General features: G+C 35.2%; 17 protein-coding genes. 10 read left to right on the forward strand and 7 right to left on the reverse strand.

Annotation, left to right across the window (positions count from 1 at the left end; translation table 11 throughout):
- Entirely contained in the window at positions 1-924 is a 924-nt protein-coding gene (rsgA, locus tag AC1RNE_RS18385; RefSeq protein ID WP_492802915.1) for a ribosome small subunit-dependent GTPase A, read from the reverse strand.
- 7 nt (positions 925-931) lie between these two features.
- A complete protein-coding gene (locus tag AC1RNE_RS18390) occupies positions 932-2,206 on the reverse strand; it encodes a 3-deoxy-D-manno-octulosonic acid transferase (RefSeq protein ID WP_492802917.1) in 1,275 nt (424 codons plus the stop codon).
- Between the two features lie 111 nt (positions 2,207-2,317).
- On the opposite strand from AC1RNE_RS18390, the gene ytxJ reads away from it, so the two are divergent.
- Positions 2,318-2,656, forward strand: coding sequence for a bacillithiol system redox-active protein YtxJ (gene ytxJ / locus AC1RNE_RS18395; RefSeq protein ID WP_492802919.1), 339 nt, complete (start codon positions 2,318-2,320; stop codon positions 2,654-2,656).
- 262 nt (positions 2,657-2,918) lie between these two features.
- Here the strand turns inward: ytxJ and AC1RNE_RS18400 are convergent, their stop codons facing one another.
- Complete coding sequence (locus tag AC1RNE_RS18400; protein WP_492802921.1) at positions 2,919-3,335, reverse strand: OsmC family protein; 417 nt, start codon at positions 3,333-3,335, stop codon at positions 2,919-2,921.
- A gap of 204 nt (positions 3,336-3,539) precedes the next feature.
- Between AC1RNE_RS18400 and AC1RNE_RS18405 the strand changes: the two genes are divergently transcribed.
- From AC1RNE_RS18405 to AC1RNE_RS18415, 3 genes are all read left to right on the forward strand, one after another.
- Positions 3,540-4,349 carry a hypothetical protein gene (locus AC1RNE_RS18405; RefSeq protein ID WP_492802923.1) on the forward strand — a complete coding sequence of 270 codons (810 nt, stop codon included), beginning with the start codon at positions 3,540-3,542 and terminating at the stop codon, positions 4,347-4,349.
- A 180-nt stretch (positions 4,350-4,529) separates the two neighbouring features.
- Positions 4,530-5,414, forward strand: coding sequence for a lipoyl synthase (gene lipA / locus AC1RNE_RS18410; RefSeq protein WP_492802925.1), 885 nt, complete (start codon positions 4,530-4,532; stop codon positions 5,412-5,414).
- A gap of 318 nt (positions 5,415-5,732) precedes the next feature.
- On the forward strand, positions 5,733-7,007 hold the full coding sequence (locus tag AC1RNE_RS18415) for an ATP-binding protein (RefSeq protein WP_492802927.1): 1,275 nt from the start codon (positions 5,733-5,735) through the stop codon (positions 7,005-7,007).
- A 209-nt stretch (positions 7,008-7,216) separates the two neighbouring features.
- On the opposite strand, the gene AC1RNE_RS18420 is transcribed toward AC1RNE_RS18415, so the two are convergent.
- A complete protein-coding gene (locus tag AC1RNE_RS18420; RefSeq protein ID WP_492802928.1) occupies positions 7,217-8,134 on the reverse strand; it encodes an alpha/beta hydrolase fold domain-containing protein in 918 nt (305 codons plus the stop codon).
- Positions 8,135-8,370: 236 nt separating this feature from the next.
- Between AC1RNE_RS18420 and AC1RNE_RS18425 the strand changes: the two genes are divergently transcribed.
- The 5 genes from AC1RNE_RS18425 (at position 8,371) to AC1RNE_RS18445 (ending at position 13,029) form a co-directional block, all read left to right on the forward strand.
- Entirely contained in the window at positions 8,371-9,252 is an 882-nt protein-coding gene (locus AC1RNE_RS18425) for a pirin family protein (RefSeq protein ID WP_492802929.1), read from the forward strand.
- Positions 9,252-9,644: an OsmC family protein gene (locus tag AC1RNE_RS18430; protein WP_492802931.1), complete on the forward strand. Its 393-nt coding sequence runs from the start codon at positions 9,252-9,254 to the stop codon at positions 9,642-9,644. Before AC1RNE_RS18425 ends, AC1RNE_RS18430 begins: the two co-directional genes overlap by 1 nt.
- A gap of 271 nt (positions 9,645-9,915) precedes the next feature.
- Positions 9,916-11,199 carry an amidohydrolase family protein gene (locus AC1RNE_RS18435; RefSeq protein WP_492802932.1) on the forward strand — a complete coding sequence of 428 codons (1,284 nt, stop codon included), beginning with the start codon at positions 9,916-9,918 and terminating at the stop codon, positions 11,197-11,199.
- A gap of 82 nt (positions 11,200-11,281) precedes the next feature.
- Positions 11,282-12,007 carry a 3-keto-disaccharide hydrolase gene (locus tag AC1RNE_RS18440; RefSeq protein ID WP_492802934.1) on the forward strand — a complete coding sequence of 242 codons (726 nt, stop codon included), beginning with the start codon at positions 11,282-11,284 and terminating at the stop codon, positions 12,005-12,007.
- A gap of 143 nt (positions 12,008-12,150) precedes the next feature.
- On the forward strand, positions 12,151-13,029 hold the full coding sequence (locus AC1RNE_RS18445) for a YicC/YloC family endoribonuclease (protein ID WP_492802935.1): 879 nt from the start codon (positions 12,151-12,153) through the stop codon (positions 13,027-13,029).
- Positions 13,030-13,079: 50 nt separating this feature from the next.
- Here AC1RNE_RS18445 and AC1RNE_RS18450 read toward each other — a convergent pair whose 3' ends face one another.
- Entirely contained in the window at positions 13,080-15,518 is a 2,439-nt protein-coding gene (locus AC1RNE_RS18450) for an endonuclease MutS2 (RefSeq protein WP_492802936.1), read from the reverse strand.
- A gap of 181 nt (positions 15,519-15,699) precedes the next feature.
- The gene (locus tag AC1RNE_RS18455; RefSeq protein ID WP_492802938.1) at positions 15,700-16,038 is read right to left on the reverse strand and encodes a DUF952 domain-containing protein; all 339 of its coding nucleotides are present in this window, start codon (positions 16,036-16,038) and stop codon (positions 15,700-15,702) included.
- A gap of 50 nt (positions 16,039-16,088) precedes the next feature.
- On the opposite strand from AC1RNE_RS18455, the gene AC1RNE_RS18460 reads away from it, so the two are divergent.
- Positions 16,089-17,189, forward strand: a complete 1,101-nt coding sequence (locus tag AC1RNE_RS18460; protein WP_492802940.1) for an NAD(P)/FAD-dependent oxidoreductase — start codon at positions 16,089-16,091, stop codon at positions 17,187-17,189.
- 25 nt (positions 17,190-17,214) lie between these two features.
- Here the strand turns inward: AC1RNE_RS18460 and AC1RNE_RS18465 are convergent, their stop codons facing one another.
- Complete coding sequence (locus AC1RNE_RS18465; protein WP_492802941.1) at positions 17,215-18,435, reverse strand: ABC transporter permease; 1,221 nt, start codon at positions 18,433-18,435, stop codon at positions 17,215-17,217.
- Positions 18,436-18,666: the final 231 nt, after the last annotated feature.

Consider the following 18,666-nt stretch of genomic DNA (forward strand, 5'->3'; position numbering starts at 1 on the left):
TTATCTTCTGTTATCATCATCGCTCATCATGCTTAAATAACTGTTGTATCGGCTTTCGGCTATTGTTCCCTCAGCTACAGCTTCCAACACCGCACATTTTGGTTCGTTGATATGCTTGCAATTATGATATTTGCATTGACCCAACAATGCTCGCATCTCTGGAAAGAAATGTGATAGCTCTTGTTTTTCAATATCGATTAATCCCAATTCTTTGATGCCTGGTGTATCAATGATAAAAGTGTTTTCCTCTAATTCAAACATGGTTGCAAAAGTAGTGGTGTGCACACCCTTATTAGCAAACGTTGAAATTTCTGTTGTTTTTAAATCTAAGGTAGGGGCAATCTGATTTACTAATGTAGATTTGCCAACGCCTGAATGCCCTGAAACTAAAGAAATTTTGTCTTTTAGGATATCATTAAATGCCTTAATGCCAATATTGCCGACTGCCGATGTGAATACGCAGGGATAACCTATTTCTTCGTACATCGCCGCTAAATCGGCTAAGTAATCTTTTTCTTCTTCTGAAAGTAAATCTATTTTATTAAAAACAATCGTCGTAGGAATTCTAAAGGATTCTGCCGAAACCAAAAAACGGTCAATAAATCCTAAGGATGTTCTTGGGTAGTTTAAGGTAACGATAATAACAGCCTGATCAAGATTGGCGGCTAAAATATGTCCGTGGGCAGTTTTATGAACAGATTTACGGATAATATAATTTTCACGGGCATCTATCTTAAAGATGGTTGCCATGTTTTCTGTTTTATCTTCAATCTCAAATTCTACTCTATCTCCAACTGCAATCGGGTTAGAGGTTTTTAACCCTTGAATCTTAAATTTGCCCTTTAAACGACACTGCCATACGTGCTTGTTTTCATCGAGCACCTCATACCATGAGCCTGTTGATCGTAATACTAATCCTTTCATTCGTGTATCAGAATATTGATAATTCCTTGGTAAATGTTATTATTTTGTCCGTGCACCCCAAATTCTCTTTCACATACTTTTCAATAATTGTTGATTTCTCTTTTCTCAAATCAACATCAAAATATAATGGCTCAAAACTATTTTTAAATTGAGCGGTATCGGCTATGACAAATGCACCCCCAATACTAATTAAATCCATGGCTTCCTGAAATTTCTGATAGTTATTATTACCAAAAAAGATAGGTAAGCCAAAAGTGGCAGCTTCTAGTGTATTATGCAATCCTTTGCGATATGCACCTCCAACCCAAGCAAAATCTGCATATTGATACAAGGAAGAAAGCATACCGATATTATCAATAAAAACCGTATTGGCTGTTGCTATCTCAGTATCCGTCAGCTGTTGAATCTCTGAAAATTTGATAGAGGTCTTTTTCAACACTTTCTGCCAAGCTGTAATTTCCTCGTCATGAATTTCGTGTGGAGCAATAATTACTTTTAAATCATGCTCAAACTCATTTAACATAGGGGCTATTACTTCAAAATCTTGTTGCCAGCACGAACCTACAATAAGTAAAGGTTTTTTATCCTTAAATTTTTCGGCTACTTCAATTTCTTTTTTTGCATCCGCAATTTGTTTTACCCTGTCGAAACGGGTATCTCCACCAATGCTAATTTGTTGAATATTGATACTTTTTAGTAATTCGAAAGATTTTTTATTCTGTACAAATATATGGGTAAAATAAGAAAGGATGTTTCGATAGAAGCCTCCGTAGCTTTTGAAAAATACTTGGTTTGCTCTGAAAATAGTAGAAAATGAAATCACAGGAATTTCTTTTTCAGACAATATTCTCAGATAATTATACCAAAATTCGTATTTCACAAAAAAGGCAACTGAAGGCTGAAACATTTCGATAAACTCGCGTGCATTCTTTGCAGTATCGATAGGTAAATAACAAATAAAGTCTACTCCAGTATAATTTTTACGAATCTCGTAACCAGAAGGTGAAAAAAAAGTAAGTAGGATAAGATGTGACGGAAAGTTTTCTTTATACTTTTCTATGACTGGTCTGGCTTGTTCAAATTCACCCAACGAAGCACTGTGAAACCATGCAAGAGGTGCTAATGAAGTACTTCTTTTTATCCAAAACTGACTTGAATAAACTTGATTTTTAAAGTCTTTTCTGCCTTGAATCCAAAGTTTGGCTTTCGTGTTAAAAGGACTCACTAACCAGACAAAAAACTGGTAAGTATAAATTGAAATATGATAAAGTAGCTTTGACAAATGAAATTTGAATTAATTTTGAATCAAAATTACAGCTAATTAGTTTCATATTAAAACAACGTACTACCATTTACATCATCAGAATAAGCGAAAAGACGCTAAATAATTAAAATGAACTGGAATCAATTAACAGATTTATCTCAATTAGAGGTTATAAAAGAGGAATCGAAACAACAACCAATCTTGATTTTGAAACATAGTACAACGTGTTCAATTTCATCAACTGCCTTGAATCGCTTGGAAAGAAATTGGAAACAAGAAAGCGTAGGAGAATTAAAGCCTTATTATTTAGATTTATTAAAGTATCGCCCAATTTCTGGTGCTATTGCTTCAACTTTTGGAGTAGAGCATCAATCTCCGCAGGTATTAATTATTCAAAATGGCGAGTGTATCTATAATGCCTCACACTTTGATATTTCATTTGCTGAATTAGCAGAAACGGTAGCGTAGGAGTTTTGAGTTGTGAGTGATGAATTTTGAGTTAGTTATTTTTTAGTTGTGAGTTGGTAAATTAGTGAGTTAGTGAATTGTGATTGAGTGATTTTTATATGGTATAATAAATACTTAAAAAAGCACAATTATTAACTCGCAATTTACTAACTCACAACAACTTACTCATGGAATGACTTTTAGTAATCTGTCTATTATCAAGATAATTCCATAGTCATGCCATGAGTAAAGATTCACAACTCATCACTCACAACTCAAAACTCTAGTTGTTCCATTCAAAACTTACAACTTGTTCTAAGTCTGGGTGGAGGCTTAGTGAAACTGGGCATTTATGTGCCGTGTTTTCTAGTTTTTGAATTTGTTCTGCTGTCAGGACAATATTTGTCTTCATTTTTAAGTTAATTTCCAAACGAGCTACTTTTCTTGGAGGTGTTTGAGACATGATTTTTGAGACCTCTACGCTTGAACCCGACAATTCAATTTCATCACGTTGAGCAACAATTGCCATTGTCGTTAGCATACAAGTACCCGTAGCTGTAGCCAATAAATCTGTAGGAGAAAAGGCTTCTCCTTTACCCATATTGTCTGTAGGTGCATCAGTAAGTAATTGTGTACCAGATTGCAAATGTGTTGATTCTGTGCGGAGTTCGCCTAAATAAGTAGTTTTTACAGTTGGCATTATGTTGTTGTTATGTGTTAAAAATTTGATGATTTTTGTCCTAAATTTAAACAAATAGCATCATATTAAGTATTTTTATTGTAATTATATACTTTAAACCGAAAGTGATTCCTAATTGGTAAGCACTCAATCGGAATAGTTGTGTCAATATCAATATTCATTGTATGGTTATTTCATTCATATAAAATTTTTGATTAAAGCATTGTGAAAAAACTACTAAATACATTCTTATTCTTCATTTTTGCTTTGTTATCGTTTTATTCGATAGAAGCTCAGCGTAGAAATTCATCTCCTACTACTGCTACTAAGCCTGCGGCTAGCAGGACTACACAACAACCTCGTGAAGTAGTGGATGAAGAAAATTATCATTCTATTTTGTCATTTGGATTAACTACCAATACTAATTCTGGTTTACTAGGAGGGCTGATGGCTCGTAAAGAAATTTTGATTGAAAACAACTCTTTGCATCGTCAGTTTCATTATTTCAACCTTGAAATCGTGAATGTAAATCATCCTAGAGAAAACACTCTTAGCTTATTAGGAAACGGAGGAAGTTATGTAGAAGAAAAACAAAACTATCTTTTTGCTATTCGTCCACAGTATGGTCGAGAAATAAATTTATTCCATAAATCATCTGACGGAGGCGTAAATGTAAATGGTATTATAGCAGGGGGGCCAACTATTGGGGTTGTAAAACCTTATTATGTACAGGTTTTTTATGGCAGAGGAGTTATTAGAGACGAAGCTTATGACCCAAGCAAACATACTATCAATAATATTTATGGAAGCGGAGGTTTTTTTGAAGGCATTGGGCAGTCGACTATAGTACCAGGAGTAAATTTAAAAGCGGCCTTAAACTTTGAATTAGATGCTTTTCGCCAGTCGAACATTAGCTTAGAGATTGGTTTTTTAGCAGAAGCTTATACTAAAAAAGTAAATATTTTGGCAAAAGGAGATAATAAAAGTGTGTTTACTTCGGGCTATTTAACCATCTTCTTTGGTGGAAAAAAATAGTTAATGCAATGATTTTAGAAAAGATAAGCGTGTTATAAAGGCTTATTATTGATAAATAATACCCGTTATTAAAAAATAGCGTCAGGAAAATGTAAACCAATTTCATTTTCCTGACGTTTTTATTTTATTAGCATTTAACTTTGTAGTGTAATAGCGTTTTGTACAAGGAATAGACAGAAAATGATAGAACTTCCAGTAATAGCTCCGAAAGCGGAGACTGCCTCAAAGCATTCTAAAAAACCAAGTTGGTTAAGAGTAAAACTGCCGATTGGTCAGGAATATGCAAGGGTACGTAATATTGTAGATGAATATAAATTACATACCATTTGTCAGTCAGGAAATTGCCCAAATATGGGTGAATGTTGGGGTGCAGGTACGGCAACCTTTATGATTTTAGGAAATGTGTGTACTCGTTCTTGTACATTTTGTGCAGTAGCGACGGGTCGCCCGAATGAATATGACGCAGATGAACCACGCAGAGTAGCTGAAGCCATTAAATTAATGGGTGTAAAGCATGCTGTAATTACTTCGGTAAACCGCGACGAACTAAAAGACCGTGGAGCGGAGGTGTGGTATCAGACAGTAGTACAAGTAAAGGAGGCATCGCCAACTACAACGATTGAAACCTTGATACCTGATACAAAAGGTAACTGGGATGCGCTTTACAGGATGATTGAAGGAGGGCAAGAGGTAGTATCGCATAATATGGAGACGATAGAACGTCTTTACAGAAATGTTCGTCCACAAGCTAAATATGCGCGTTCTTTAGAACAAACCAAACGTACCAAAGAATTTGGAAAAAGAACCAAATCAGGTATTATGTTGGGCTTGGGCGAAACCAAAGAAGAAGTATTTAAAGCGATGGACGATTTAGTAGAAAATGGTTTGGATGTATTGACATTAGGACAATACCTTCAACCTACTAAAATGCACCATGAAGTAATAGAATGGGTACATCCAGAAACTTTTGCGATGTATAAAGAAGAGGGGTTGAGCCGTGGGTTGAAATATGTAGAATCTGGAGCGCTAGTTCGTTCTAGTTATCATGCAGAGAAACATATCTAAGGATAAAATCTTTTTAAATTTACTAAAGCCTCAGTTTTGCTGGGGCTTTGGTGTTTCTGGACTTATTTTTTGTTTTTTAGGCTGGAAGCCTGATAATAGTCGTCACTCGTTAGAAACGAGCGACTGCTTTAGAGAATAGGACAAATTAGTGTGTTTTACGATAAGTCTCTGAAAATATTTAGTAAATTCGTTTAATAAATGGATGGAATTATTTACTTGATATACAGTTTTTTATAAAAGTATTTTGTCAAGCTATGATTACCAAAATTTATTATCGGTTAGTTAAACATTATCTAAAATTTAACCTAAGTGTCTACCATGTCAAAGAATGTAAATATCACTCCTAGTGGAATAAAAAAAGTACTTAAAAATTATGACTCAAAACTCGCTATTGCTGAATTTATCTGGAATGGTTTTGATGCAAAAGCAGATACTGTTCACTTGAATTTTAAAATTAACGAACTTGGTACCGTTGAAACAATTGAGGTAGCAGATAATGGTTACGGTATTAATTTTGAACAATTAAACACCAAGTTCGATTTGTTTTATTCCTCTGAAAAAGCAATAGAGGTTAATTCAAGAGACGACAAACATATTTCTACTATCCACGGGAAAAATGGAGTTGGGAGATTAACCTTTTTTACTTTTGCTCAAATTGCTCAGTGGCACACAACTTTCCAGAAAAACAGGTTATTATTAGACGGGAATATTACCATCAACACAGAGAACATTAATAACTACAGTGCTTCTGAGGTAACGAAAAGCCAAAAAGATAAAACAGGTACAAATGTTATTTTCTACAATATTACTATCAGCAAAGAAGAATTAGAAGGAGACATTATTCCCTTTCTAAAAAGTGAATTTTGTTGGTTTTTGGAATTAAATAGACCTAAAGGCTTTTCAATTATCATTAATGGTACTCCTCTGGACTATCAGCCGTTTATAGAGGATTCGGAGAGCTTTACGCTTACTTATGAAGAAAGCAATACAAGTTTTTATTGTAAATACTATCAATGGAATAATAAACCGCATAAGGAACTATCAAAATTTTATTATCTCAATGCAAAGCACGAAGAAGTGTATAAAGATTACACTACGCTAAATAATAAAGGTGACGAGTTTTATCATAGTGTGTATATTACAAGTAGCTTTTTCAATGATTTTGATTTTCAATCTCAACAGGATAGCCAGCAAATGAACCTTTTTAGTAAAGCGAAATATTTGTCTGAATATAAATTTCTTCATAATAGTTTAAATGAATTCCTTCGTAAAAAAAGAAAGGATATTCTTCATAAAACATCAACTAAACTCATTGAAAAATACGAACAAGACGGAATTTTTCCAACATACAAAAACGATTTTGATAAGCCTCTGCTTGAAGAAACATTGATAAATCTTTATGAAGTACAACCAAAATTATTTATTTCGCTTAATGTTGAGCAGAAGAAATTTTTTGTACGACTTTTAAATTTACTATTAGCCTCAGAAGAGCGTGAACATATTTTAGAAACGTTAGAAGGAATTATTGAAATAGATAAAGAAGAAAGAGAAAGTCTTTCTCAGTTATTCCAAAAAACAAGCTATGTCTCGTAGGGGCAATCCCTTGCGGTTGTCGTTTTACCACAAGACGGTAACCGCAAGGGTTACCGCTACTTTTTTCAAGGTTCTTTTTTAGGTTGGAAGCCTAATGATAGTCGTCACTCGTTGGAAACGAGCGACGACGTGATGCCATCACTAGCGAGTGACTTAAGTCACTCGCTAATGATTTTTGGTATATTTGCTTAACGAATGATTGCTTCGATTTACTTTAAATGCTTATTTAAGAAAGTTATAATTTCTTTCCTAAGATACTCTGCATCAAACATTTCACCATAATGTGGTGCGTCTTTTACGATAAATACTTGATTGTCGATACCTGAAAGCTTTAACCAAGAACTTAGTAAAACAGATTGTGAATAAGGAACAGATTGATCTTTTTCGCCGTGAATGATTAAGAATGGAGGGTCATTTTTATCTACGTACGTCACTGGACTAGCCCATTTGGCTAAATCTGGTCTTTGTAAAGGGGTATCTCCTAATAAAATACTTTCAGAGGTTTTAACTGCACCTGCTGGTTCAAGGTTTTTGGGAATAGCCAGAAAGTCTGAAGGGCCATAAAAATCCACGACGCCCTTAATCTTGAAAGACATTTTATTGTCTTTGCCATAAAAATCCTTGACCTTGTTATTATTGGATAATGCGAGCAGGGAAGCCAAATGTCCACCAGCTGAAAACCCGACTAACACAATCCGATTTTTATCTAATGAATACTTTTCAGCATTTTGGTACAGAAATTCAATAGCCTGATTACAGTCTTGTATTTGTGCAGGAAATATTGCCTGAGTGCTATAACGATAATCGATAGATGCCAAAGCATAACCATTTTCTACAATAGTACGAATGGTATTTTTCATATAACTCATGTCTGCATACTTGTCATTCAGCATCCATGCACCACCATGTATCCAAACGACCAATGGCGTATTAGGCTTGGCATTAGCAGGCAGATAGATGTCTAAAAGATGATGTTTGGAAGTATCCTTAGCATAAGGCACATTTCCATAAAGTGTAGTATTGGCAGGAAAATAGTTTTGGACTCTATTGGTAGTTTGTCCAATAACTTGATTTGTAAAGTATAATAATATAAAGAAAAAGAGTGATGGATAATATTTATTTTTCATGTTATTAGGGAGGAAAATAGTAGCGTATAAGCTCTAAAGGTTTGGATAATAATCAAGTAAAATATTACTTAAAACTACTATAATTAAAAGAAGTGCTTATCCTTTTTAATCTGCTTTATGTTGAGTATGAGTAAGTGATATAAAATTAAGTGATAAATAAGGTAAGTAATTCAGGAAAACGTGCATCTTTGGTATTATAAAAACACCCTACGAGAAAAACCTAAAACAGCAAATAAATGTCTAATATCAAATTAATCATCGAAGAACGACCAAATAATATTGGGAATTTTATGGTGGGTCGGTTATTACCTTTCAGAGAAAAAAGAATGGTAGGTCCATTTTGTTTTATAGACCACATGGGACCTGCACAACTAAGCGACCATGAAAATTTAGATGTTGGGCCACACCCACATATTGGACTTTCAACGTTAACTTACCTTTTTGAAGGAAGCGTAATGCATAAAGACAGTCTGGGAACAGAAATGGAGATAAAACCTAATCAGGTAAACTGGATGACTGCAGGGAATGGCATTGTGCATTCTGAAAGAACTCCCGAATATTTGCGCCATTCAGATAAAACGTTGCATGGTTTACAAATTTGGGTAGCATTACCGAAAGAGCTAGAACAAATGCAACCAAGTTTTGCACACGTAACAGAAGAAGAGATTCCTACATGGGAAACGGATGGTATTGCCTTTAAATTAATAGCAGGCGAGGCATTTGGCAAAAAATCGGCTGTACCCGTTTATAGTCCTTTGTATTTTATAGAAATCAAAAATACAAGCCCTCAGACTGTAAATATTGGGAATGATTTATTTGGAGAAAGTGCCTTGTATATTTTAGAAGGAAGCATCAGTAGCGAAGGACATACCTATGAGCCAAAGCATATTTTGATAGCGAATGATAGCAAGCTGTGTAGCTTTGAAATGGCAGAAAATACAACAGTGTATATTTTTGGAGGAGAACCTTTTCCAGAAGAAAGATTCATTTATTGGAACTTTGTAGCCTCGACGAAAGAACTAATTGAAGATGCCAAGACTAGATGGATAGAGCAATCTTTCCCGAAAGTAGCAGGTGAAACAACATTTGTACCACTTCCACAACCTTATAGAAAATAATGGAAATAGTAAACGCACACATAGGCAAAGAACTGTATAAAACCACTATTCAGACAGCCACAAATACCATTATCTCGGATGAACCAGAAGAGGTTGGTGGAAAAAATTTAGGCTTTAGTCCTAAAGAACTATTAGCCGCGGCGTTATCAGCCTGTACTTCGGCTACTTTAAGAATGTATGCAGATAGAAAAGGTTGGGATTTAGCAGAGGTGAAGGTAGAAGTACAGCTTGAAAGAGATGTGAAAGAAAACAAGTCTTTTATCACCAGAAAAGTAGAACTTTTGGGTAATTTAGATGACGAGCAACGAGCAAAATTGTTGGTGGTAGCCAATAGTTGTCCTCTTCATAAAATATTGACAAACCCCATAGAAATTACTACGTCGTTGGTTTAAGATGGTTTATAAAAATTTTAGTATGTATCAAATAAGTATAATAACCAATTTTTATCTTCGAATATTAACTCAAATTTTACTATTAGCTGGCGACTTAAGTCGCCAGCTAATAGTAAAATTTGAGTTATCGTTTTTATACAATAACCTTTAGCACGTTTACTTAAAATAGTTTTGCAAACAGCTATTTTAAACAGATTATCCATATATTTATATGGATTTGATTTCATAAATAAAACCCAAAACCGTCACTACCTTTAATTAAAATCAACAAATGAAAAAACAAATACTAACGCTTGTAGGATTATGCCTTTTAAGTACAGCCTCTTTAGCTCAAAAAACACTTATCCATTGTGGAACACTTATCGATGGTGTTCAGAATGAAGCCCAAAGCCAAGTAACCATTGTTGTAGAAGGCAAAAAAATAACGGCTATTCAAAAAGGTTTTATAGCTCCATCTGGAACAGATAAAGTAGTGAATCTGAAAACTCAAACCGTAATGCCGGGACTTACTGATATGCACGTGCATTTAGAAACTGAAACCAGTAAAGGAGGGGAGCTAAAACGTTATCAACAGAATCAAGCTGATATTGCATTTGATGCAGCCAAATATGCTAAAACTACGCTGATGGCAGGTTTTACTGCTGTTAGAGATTTAGGAGGCTCAGGCGTGAATATTGCTTTGAGAAATGCTATTAATAAAGGAACTACTATTGGCCCAAGAATATTTACTGCTGGAAAAACCATCTCTACTACTGGAGGACATGGCGACCCATCGAATGCTTTAGCTGAGAAATTAACGCTTGACCCACAATTTTTAAATGCAGTGGCTAATGGAGTAGACGAATGTCGTCAGGCTGTTCGTCAACGGTATAAGGAAGGATCAGACTGTATCAAAATTACGGCAACGGGTGGCGTATTGAGTTTGGCAAAAAGTGGTAAAGCACCACAATTTACAGAAGACGAAATTAGAGTAATCGTTGAAACCGCTAAAGACTATGGTTTTCATGTGGCAGCGCATGCCCACGGAGCAGAAGGGATGAAAAGAGCCGTAAAAGCAGGCGTTACTACGATAGAACACGGTACATACATGGATGATGAAATAATAGAACTGATGAAAAAGAATGGTACTTATTATGTGCCAACCATTATTGCAGGTAAAACAGTAGGAGATTCTGCAAAAGTACCAGGTTATTATCATCCTTTAGTGGTTCCGAAAGCCTTAGAAATTGGCCCAATTATCCAATCAACATTTGCCAAAGCATATAAAGCAGGGGTGAAAATTGCCTTTGGTACTGACTCAGGTGTTTCTATCCACGGGTACAATGCTTATGAATTTCAATATATGGTAGAGGCTGGTATGCCTGCTATGGAGGCTATCAAGGCTGCTACGATGACTCCTGCTATCATTATGGGAACTCAGAAAGAAGCAGGTTCTATTGAAACTGGTAAGATTGCCGACATCATTGCTACTGATGGAAATCCTTTGCAAGACATTAAAGTAATGCGAAAAGTATCATTTGTGATGAAAGATGGTATAGTGTATAAAACGCTGTAAGCATAAACAAGGATTGAATAATTGACTAAAATGATTAATTTACGAGCCAAATAAAACAATACTATTATTTCAATTCACAAACATGAAAAACATTTTTATAATCATTACGTTGGTATGCACTTCGTTATCAACAATTGCACAGAAGCCTAATACGTTGACTTCTCAAGAAAAAAAACAAGGATGGAAACTTCTTTTTGATGGTAAAACCTTGAATGGCTGGAGAAATTTTAACAAGAAAGACCTTGGACCAGCTTGGAAAATTTCGGATAATGCCATTATGTTAGACAATAGCGAAATGGACGGTTGGAATACTAAAGGTGGTGGAGAGTTGACTACTGATGGTATTTATGAAAATTTTATCTTGGCTTGCGACTGGAAAATCTCTGAAGGAGGAAACTCAGGAATTATTTTCAATGCACAGGAAGACGATGCTACTAAACATCCTTACTCGTGGTATACTGGCCCTGAATTTCAGGTATTGGATAATGAGGGACATGCTGATGGTAAAATCGACAAACACAGAGCAGGTAATTTATATGATTTAATCAAATATGAGCCTGAAAATGTAAAGCCAGTAGGTGAGTGGAACAAAGTAATGATTGAACAAAAGAATGGTCATGTAAAATTGTATGTGAATGGCAGAATGGTCATTGAATATACTATTGGTAGCGAGGAATATAAAAAATTAGTTGCTGTGAGTAAATTCAAAGGAATGGAAAACTGGGGGACTTATACGAAAGGTCATATTGTGTTCCAAGACCACGGTAATAAAGTTTGGTTCAGAAATATCAAAATAAAAGAATTATAGTTTAATAATCTTGATAGTATCAAGCAAAAACTGTAAGTACATGAAAGCATGTCACTTACAGTTTTTTGCTTTATAACACTTTTATTTTCTGTATATTGCACCCTTATATACTAATGATATCACGTTTTCTAAACAATTATATAATGTTAAAATCAATGACTGGTTTTGGCAAATCGGTGATAGAAGCTCCGCATCTGACCGTCACTGCCGAAATAAAAACCTTGAACTCTAAGTTTACAGATATTTATTGTAGAATTCCTAAAAGTCTATCTTTCAGAGAAATAGAAATTAGAAACCTGCTGACACAGAATTTAGAAAGAGGTAAAATCGAACTAAACCTAAGTACAAACTATACAAACGTTGCTAGCTCAGGAACAAGTATCAACCGCCCTTTAGTGGATGCTTACATGAAGGATTTGCAGGATACGGGTAGTGGGTATGGTGTAGAGAATACGACTGAGTTGTTCAAAATAGCCCTTTCTTTGCCTAATGCTTATAATACTGAAACTGTTTCGGAAGAACAAGCAGAGGAGGAATGGAAGATAATTTTGTCGGCTGTAAATCAGGCAATTAGCGAATGTACAAAATTCCGTTTGCGTGAAGGCGATATCGTTACGAATAAATTCATTGAATACATTGATAAAATAGGAGAGTTACTAAAGGAGGTAGAAGTGCAAGATAAACTTCGTATTCCTGCTGTTCGTGAAAGATTGAGAAGGTCTGTAACTGATTTATTAGAAGCAGATGATTTTGATAAAAATCGCTTTGAACAAGAGCTGATTTATTACATAGAAAAATACGATATTTCAGAAGAAAAAGTACGTTTAGGAACACACTTAGTATATTTCAAAGAAGTATTGAAAGAAGGAAACGGCAAAAAGTTAAACTTCCTTTGCCAAGAAATTGGTCGTGAAATCAATACAATCGGTTCTAAAGCAAACGATGTAGTCATTCAAAGAATGGTCATTAATATGAAAGATGAATTAGAAAAAATCAAAGAACAGACTTCTAATGTTCTGTAATAATTAACTTACTCTTAGGGTGTGACTTAAGTCACACCCTAAGAGTAAAGCTACTTCATACTGACCAAAGTAACGCCCGCGCCTCCTCTATCAGCGTGTTCGTCTTGTGTACTCGCTACTTGTTTATACCCTCTGAGATGTTGACGAATTAAATTTCTTAAAATACCATCTCCCTTGCCATGCACAATCCGTAGTTCATTATAACCTACCATGATGGCATCGTTCATGAATTTATCTACTTCTACCAATGCTTCTTCGCCACGTTTGCCTCTTAAATCAAGATTGAATGAGAAATTCATCAACTTATCATTCATATCCACGCCCACAATTTTGGTAACCGACGTTGTTCTTTGTTTGAATTCTTTACGAGAAATTTTTTCTAAACGATTTATCTTCACCGTAGTTTTCAAATCACCAATCGCAATTTCAGCATCTTTTCCACGTAAACTCAATACTTCTCCCAAGGCTTCCTGACCCTTAATTCTCACTAAAGAGCCTACCGAAATTTCCCCCAAAATGACTTCAATCTCTTCGCGTTCTTCTTTCTCTTTTTCTTCTTTTGGACTTGGCTTTTTAGCTGCTACTTTTTCTAGGACTAAACTTTCCTGAAAATCGACTAAATCTTGTCTGATTTCTTTTGTAGCTAATTTTTCAGCGCCTTGTTCACGGATTTCCTTGATAGTCGCTTCAATCTTCTGGTTGGTATTCTTGATTAACTCCTTCGCTTGAACCTTCGCTGTATTTAGAATCGTTTTCTTTTCTGTATCCAGATACGTTTTCAAAGAGTTATACTGTTCTAGCAATTGGTCGAGCTTGCGTTGTTTCTGAGCATTCTCCACATTCTTATCAGCAAAAACTTTCTTCTCAATTTCTAGCTCTTTAATCAACTTCTCGAAACTAACCTGTTGATTACCAATTTTTTGCTTCGATTTATCAATAATTGCTTTTGGTAAACCAATTTTATAGGCAATCTCAATGGCAAAAGAACTTCCAGGCTTTCCTATTTCTAGCTCATACAAAGGCTCAAGGTGTTCGGCATCGTAGCGCATCGCACCATTTACCAAACCTTTGGTACGGTCAGCAAAAGTTTTTAGATTAGTATAGTGTGTATTGATGGCTCCGTACGCGCCTGAACGATTCAAATCTTCTAGGATACTCTCTGCAATGGCTCCACCCAAAGTTGGTTCTGTTCCTGTACCAAATTCGTCAATCAAAAACAATGTTTTTCTATCTGAATTAATCAGGAAATATTTCATATTGGTAAGGTGTGACGAATAAGTACTCAAATCATTTTCAAGACTTTGCTCATCGCCAATATCAATAAAAACACTTCTGAAAATACCAATAGTAGAGTGTTCAGCCATTGGCACTAACAACCCACATTGATACATATATTGCACCAACCCAAGGGTTTTTAATGTAACTGATTTACCACCTGCGTTAGGGCCTGATATTAATAAAATCCTTTGATCGGAATCTAACGTAATGCTAAGAGGCTGTACTTTTTTCCCTTGTTTTTTGAACGAAAGAAAAAGTAGGGGATGTACCGCATTTTTCCAATCGACAATTTGGCTATTCAAGCTCAATGGAGCTATTCCATTAATTTCGATGGCTAAACGTGCTTTGGCACGGATAAAATCAATAATCCCTAAAAATGTATAAGCTTTGCGTAATACTGGCACATGCGGACGAACTCGTGTCGTTAATTCCATCAAAATTCTGATGATTTCACGTCTTTCCGCCGATTCTAATTCCCTGATTTCATTGTTGGCTTCCAATACTTCGGTTGGTTCCATAAATACTGTTTTACCAGTATCAGATTCATCATGAACAAAGCCTTTTATTTTGCGTTTATGTTCGGCTGCGATGGGAATTACCATTCTTCCTCCACGTAAAGTCAACGAAAAGTCATCCGAAATCCAGCCATTTGAACGTGCCATTTTCAGGATACTTTCTAACTTTTTACGTAATTCTATTTCCTGACTTTGAATTCTGCGACGAATAGCCTGTAATTCTGGACTGGCATTATCTTTCAACTTACCGCGGTCGTCGATTACTTTATCCAGAGAGTCTAGAATCTGACGAAGGTTTAAGTCGGCTGAGAAAGCCGTACCAACTAATTCTCTTAATTGCGGATAAGCGTCAGGCTCTTTGTTATCAAAAAAACGTAAGCATTCTTGAATCGTTCTTAAAGAAAGTTTTAAATCAAAAAACTCTTCTTCAGTCAAGAATGCTCCTTCAATAGCAGCTTTAGAAAGTTGATGGTTGACATCAAGATAATTTTGAGCAGGGAAAGCCTGTGGCTCAAACTGCAAAATATCTTTCATTTCGGCTACTTGCCGAATCATCTTTTGAATTAAATCGTAATTATCGGCAAAACGAATTTTATTGACGAAGGCTCTTCCCAGTGAACTCACACACAACTCATTGAGGTGTTCTCGGATACGGTCAAAGCCTAATTTTTGCTCTATATTTTGTGGGTATAACATGTCATATTGATTGCGGAATTTAGAGTACGGATTGTAGCGCTAACAATTGGGTCGTCACATTGTTATTCGATTGATACTGTAGATTCAGCAGGATTACTAAATTTTTAAATAAATATATACTCTTTTATAAAACCCATGAACACAACACAAAGTTCGAAGGTTTAAATACATTGATAACTGACTATTGAGCCGTGAAAGTAAAGGTTCCGTCTGGATTGGGCAGTAATTCTTCAACTTTTAAGATAGCATCTTTGTTTAGCCTTCCGTATAAATGCGGAAAAGTATCGGCATTACGAACAGTTTCAAATCGAAGTTCAGCATTCAATTTGTCCATATCAAGATGAAGTAATAATAGCTGGGCTTTACCTACAAAATAATTGTTTAGGGTACCTTGTACTTGTCCTGAAGTAGAAAGATGAATAAATTTTTCTACTGAAAGTGTTTCTGATTCATAATAATCTAAATCCGAAAACTCAGCCCACCATTCTGGACTCACGATGTGATAAAGTGTTGGTTTCATTGTTTAAATTTACTACATTGTTGTGAGCTAATTGGTAAAAAAATAAAATTATGTATGATATCATCATCGTTGGCGGAGGCTTGGCTGGTTTGGTCAACAGTATTTTGCTCTCCAAAGCTGGCAAAAAAGTACTATTGATTGAGAAGAAACACTATCCTTTCCACCGTGTTTGTGGTGAATACATTTCTAATGAAACACGTCCGTTTTTACAGCAGTTAGGACTTGATTTTAGTCAGTTAGATACCAAAGAAATTACAAGATTTCAATTTACCTCGCCCTCAGGGAAAGTTTTAGAAACAACCCTTGATTTAGGAGGATTTGGCATTAGTCGCTATACTTTTGATGAAGCTTTATATCACTTAGCTCAACAAAATAATGTTCATTGTTTATTAAATAAAAATGTCGAAAATATTGATTTTCAGAATGACCAATTTACAGTAAATACCTCCAATCAAACTTTTCAAGCCCGTTACGTTATTGGGTCATTTGGAAAAAGAACAAAACTAGATGCTACTTTAAACCGTAGTTTTTTTAGTAAAAGAAGCCCGTATATTGGGGTGAAATATCACATCAAAACTGATTTTCCACAAGATTTAATAGCCCTTCATAATTTTAAAGATGGTTATTGTGGCATCTCTGCCATCGAAGGAGATAAATATTGTCTATGTTATCTTACTACCAGAGAAAACCTAAAAAAGCATGGTGCTATTCCTGAAATGGAGAAAAATATTCTTTGGAAAAACCCGCACATTAGAAAGATATTTACAGAATCAGTTTTCCTATACGACAAGCCAGAAGTAATCAACGAAATTTCTTTTACGCAGAAAACAACCATCGAAAATCATATTTTAATGGTAGGTGATTCGGCAGGACTAATTACACCTTTATGCGGAAACGGAATGGCTATGGCTATCCACGGTGCTAAAATTTTATCCGAACACATCCTACAACATTTCGACAACAGGCCATTGCTAGAACAAAATTACCAAAAAGCATGGAAAAAAACTTTTGCTCAAAGACTTTGGGTAGGACGAACAGTCCAACAATTATTTGGTAACGAAGTGCTTTCTGAAATAGCCTTATTAAGTTTGAAAAACTTCAAGTTTGCCCTAAAAGCCATTATCAAAGCCACTCACGGAGAGGTGTTTTAATCCAGAAATGTCATTCAAAAAATGCCTATTTCCTAAACACAATAGATTTGACAGGTTCGATACGGGTAATGACAAAAGTTGGAATAATTAATACGAACAATACCAAAGAAACAGTAGCTAAATTAAGTAAAAGAATCACGGGCCAATTCATCATTATCGGAACGGTATTCATGTAATAATTCACAGGGTCTAGCGGAATAATTTTGTAGTGTTTTTGCAATAAACAGATGCCGATGCCTAACAAATTGCCATAAACAAGTCCTCTAAATATCATAGAAAAGCCACTCCACAAAAATATTTTCCTAATTTGCCAATTACTTCCTCCCAATGCTTTTAATACGCCAATCATTGGTGTACGCTCTAGCATCAATACCAACAGAATTGAAATCATATTAAAGGAAGCTACAAACAAAATTAAGCTTAGGAAAATAACCATGTTTCTATCCAACATACCTAGCCAGTCGAACAAACCCATATAAGTAGCTGTTACTTTCTCTAATTTCATATCTGGCTGGATTTTACGCTGAATCTTCTTGGCAACTGCATCTATTTGCGTAAAGTCGCTGATATAAATTTCATAACTACCCACAGAATCCACTCCCCAATTATTCATTTTTTGAATAAGTCTGATGTCGCCAATGATTAAATTCTTGTCAAACTCCTCCATTTGGGTTTCATAAATACCTTTCACCACTAATTTTCTAGGGCGGTCGGGGGCATTCAAAAAATATATAATTACATCATTACCAACCGCTAAACTCAATTTATCGGCAATAACTTTACTGACAAGAATTTCCTTTGAATATCCACTTGTATCAAAGCTAATCTGTTTGCCTTGAATGATATTCGGTTCAAACCTTTTGAAATCAAAATCACGATTGATGCCTTTCAAAACCACGCCTAAAATATCCTGACGAGTCTTTAGAATGCCAGCCTTTAAAGCTGAGGTCTGGAAATGACTAATTTCCTTGATACTTTTATGGTTTCTGAACAAATCACTTTGTTGCGTAATAGGGTTTTCTTCATACGATTCATTAGCGGAAAACTTAGAAATTTTGATGTGTGGTGTAAGGCTAAATAATTTTTGATGGATGGCATCTTTGAAGCCAAATAACACTGCAAAAGCAATAATCATTACAGACAAACCAATTGCTATACTTCCCACACCGATTTTAGTAACCGTACCCGAAAAAGAGGTAGTTTTAGTATTTTGAATGCGCTGAGAAATGAAATAAGGGAAATTCATGCAGTATTTTGTAATTTTGTTTCTTGACTACAAATTAAGTAGTTTTTACTGGTAAATTGATTAATGAGTCTATTTTCGTGCGATGGAATTTGGTAAAGACCTTGCTTTTATGTCGAAGCTGTTTAAATTTTCCCTTTTGGGTTAAACTAAGTCTTTTAGAATAGCTTGTTCCAAAATTCACTTAACGTAGCGATGCTATGCTTCGTAAATTTTGAAAAAATCAATTCAAAA

It is taken from the genome of Arcicella sp. GW822-FHT02H01 (assembly GCF_058802005.1).

Coding starts and splice junctions, on each gene's coding strand:
- AC1RNE_RS18465 (WP_492802941.1), bottom strand. CDS start 18,435: ATGAATTTCCCTTATTTCATTTCTCAGCGCATTCAAAATACTAAAACT.
- AC1RNE_RS18430 (WP_492802931.1), top strand. CDS start 9,252: ATGGAAATAGTAAACGCACACATAGGCAAAGAACTGTATAAAACCACT.
- AC1RNE_RS18435 (WP_492802932.1), top strand. CDS start 9,916: ATGAAAAAACAAATACTAACGCTTGTAGGATTATGCCTTTTAAGTACA.
- AC1RNE_RS18460 (WP_492802940.1), top strand. CDS start 16,089: ATGTATGATATCATCATCGTTGGCGGAGGCTTGGCTGGTTTGGTCAAC.
- rsgA (WP_492802915.1), bottom strand. CDS start 924: ATGAAAGGATTAGTATTACGATCAACAGGCTCATGGTATGAGGTGCTC.
- lipA (WP_492802925.1), top strand. CDS start 4,530: ATGATAGAACTTCCAGTAATAGCTCCGAAAGCGGAGACTGCCTCAAAG.
- ytxJ (WP_492802919.1), top strand. CDS start 2,318: ATGAACTGGAATCAATTAACAGATTTATCTCAATTAGAGGTTATAAAA.
- AC1RNE_RS18415 (WP_492802927.1), top strand. CDS start 5,733: ATGTCAAAGAATGTAAATATCACTCCTAGTGGAATAAAAAAAGTACTT.
- AC1RNE_RS18455 (WP_492802938.1), bottom strand. CDS start 16,038: ATGAAACCAACACTTTATCACATCGTGAGTCCAGAATGGTGGGCTGAG.
- AC1RNE_RS18440 (WP_492802934.1), top strand. CDS start 11,282: ATGAAAAACATTTTTATAATCATTACGTTGGTATGCACTTCGTTATCA.
- AC1RNE_RS18445 (WP_492802935.1), top strand. CDS start 12,151: ATGTTAAAATCAATGACTGGTTTTGGCAAATCGGTGATAGAAGCTCCG.
- AC1RNE_RS18420 (WP_492802928.1), bottom strand. CDS start 8,134: ATGAAAAATAAATATTATCCATCACTCTTTTTCTTTATATTATTATAC.
- AC1RNE_RS18400 (WP_492802921.1), bottom strand. CDS start 3,335: ATGCCAACTGTAAAAACTACTTATTTAGGCGAACTCCGCACAGAATCA.
- AC1RNE_RS18425 (WP_492802929.1), top strand. CDS start 8,371: ATGTCTAATATCAAATTAATCATCGAAGAACGACCAAATAATATTGGG.
- AC1RNE_RS18450 (WP_492802936.1), bottom strand. CDS start 15,518: ATGTTATACCCACAAAATATAGAGCAAAAATTAGGCTTTGACCGTATC.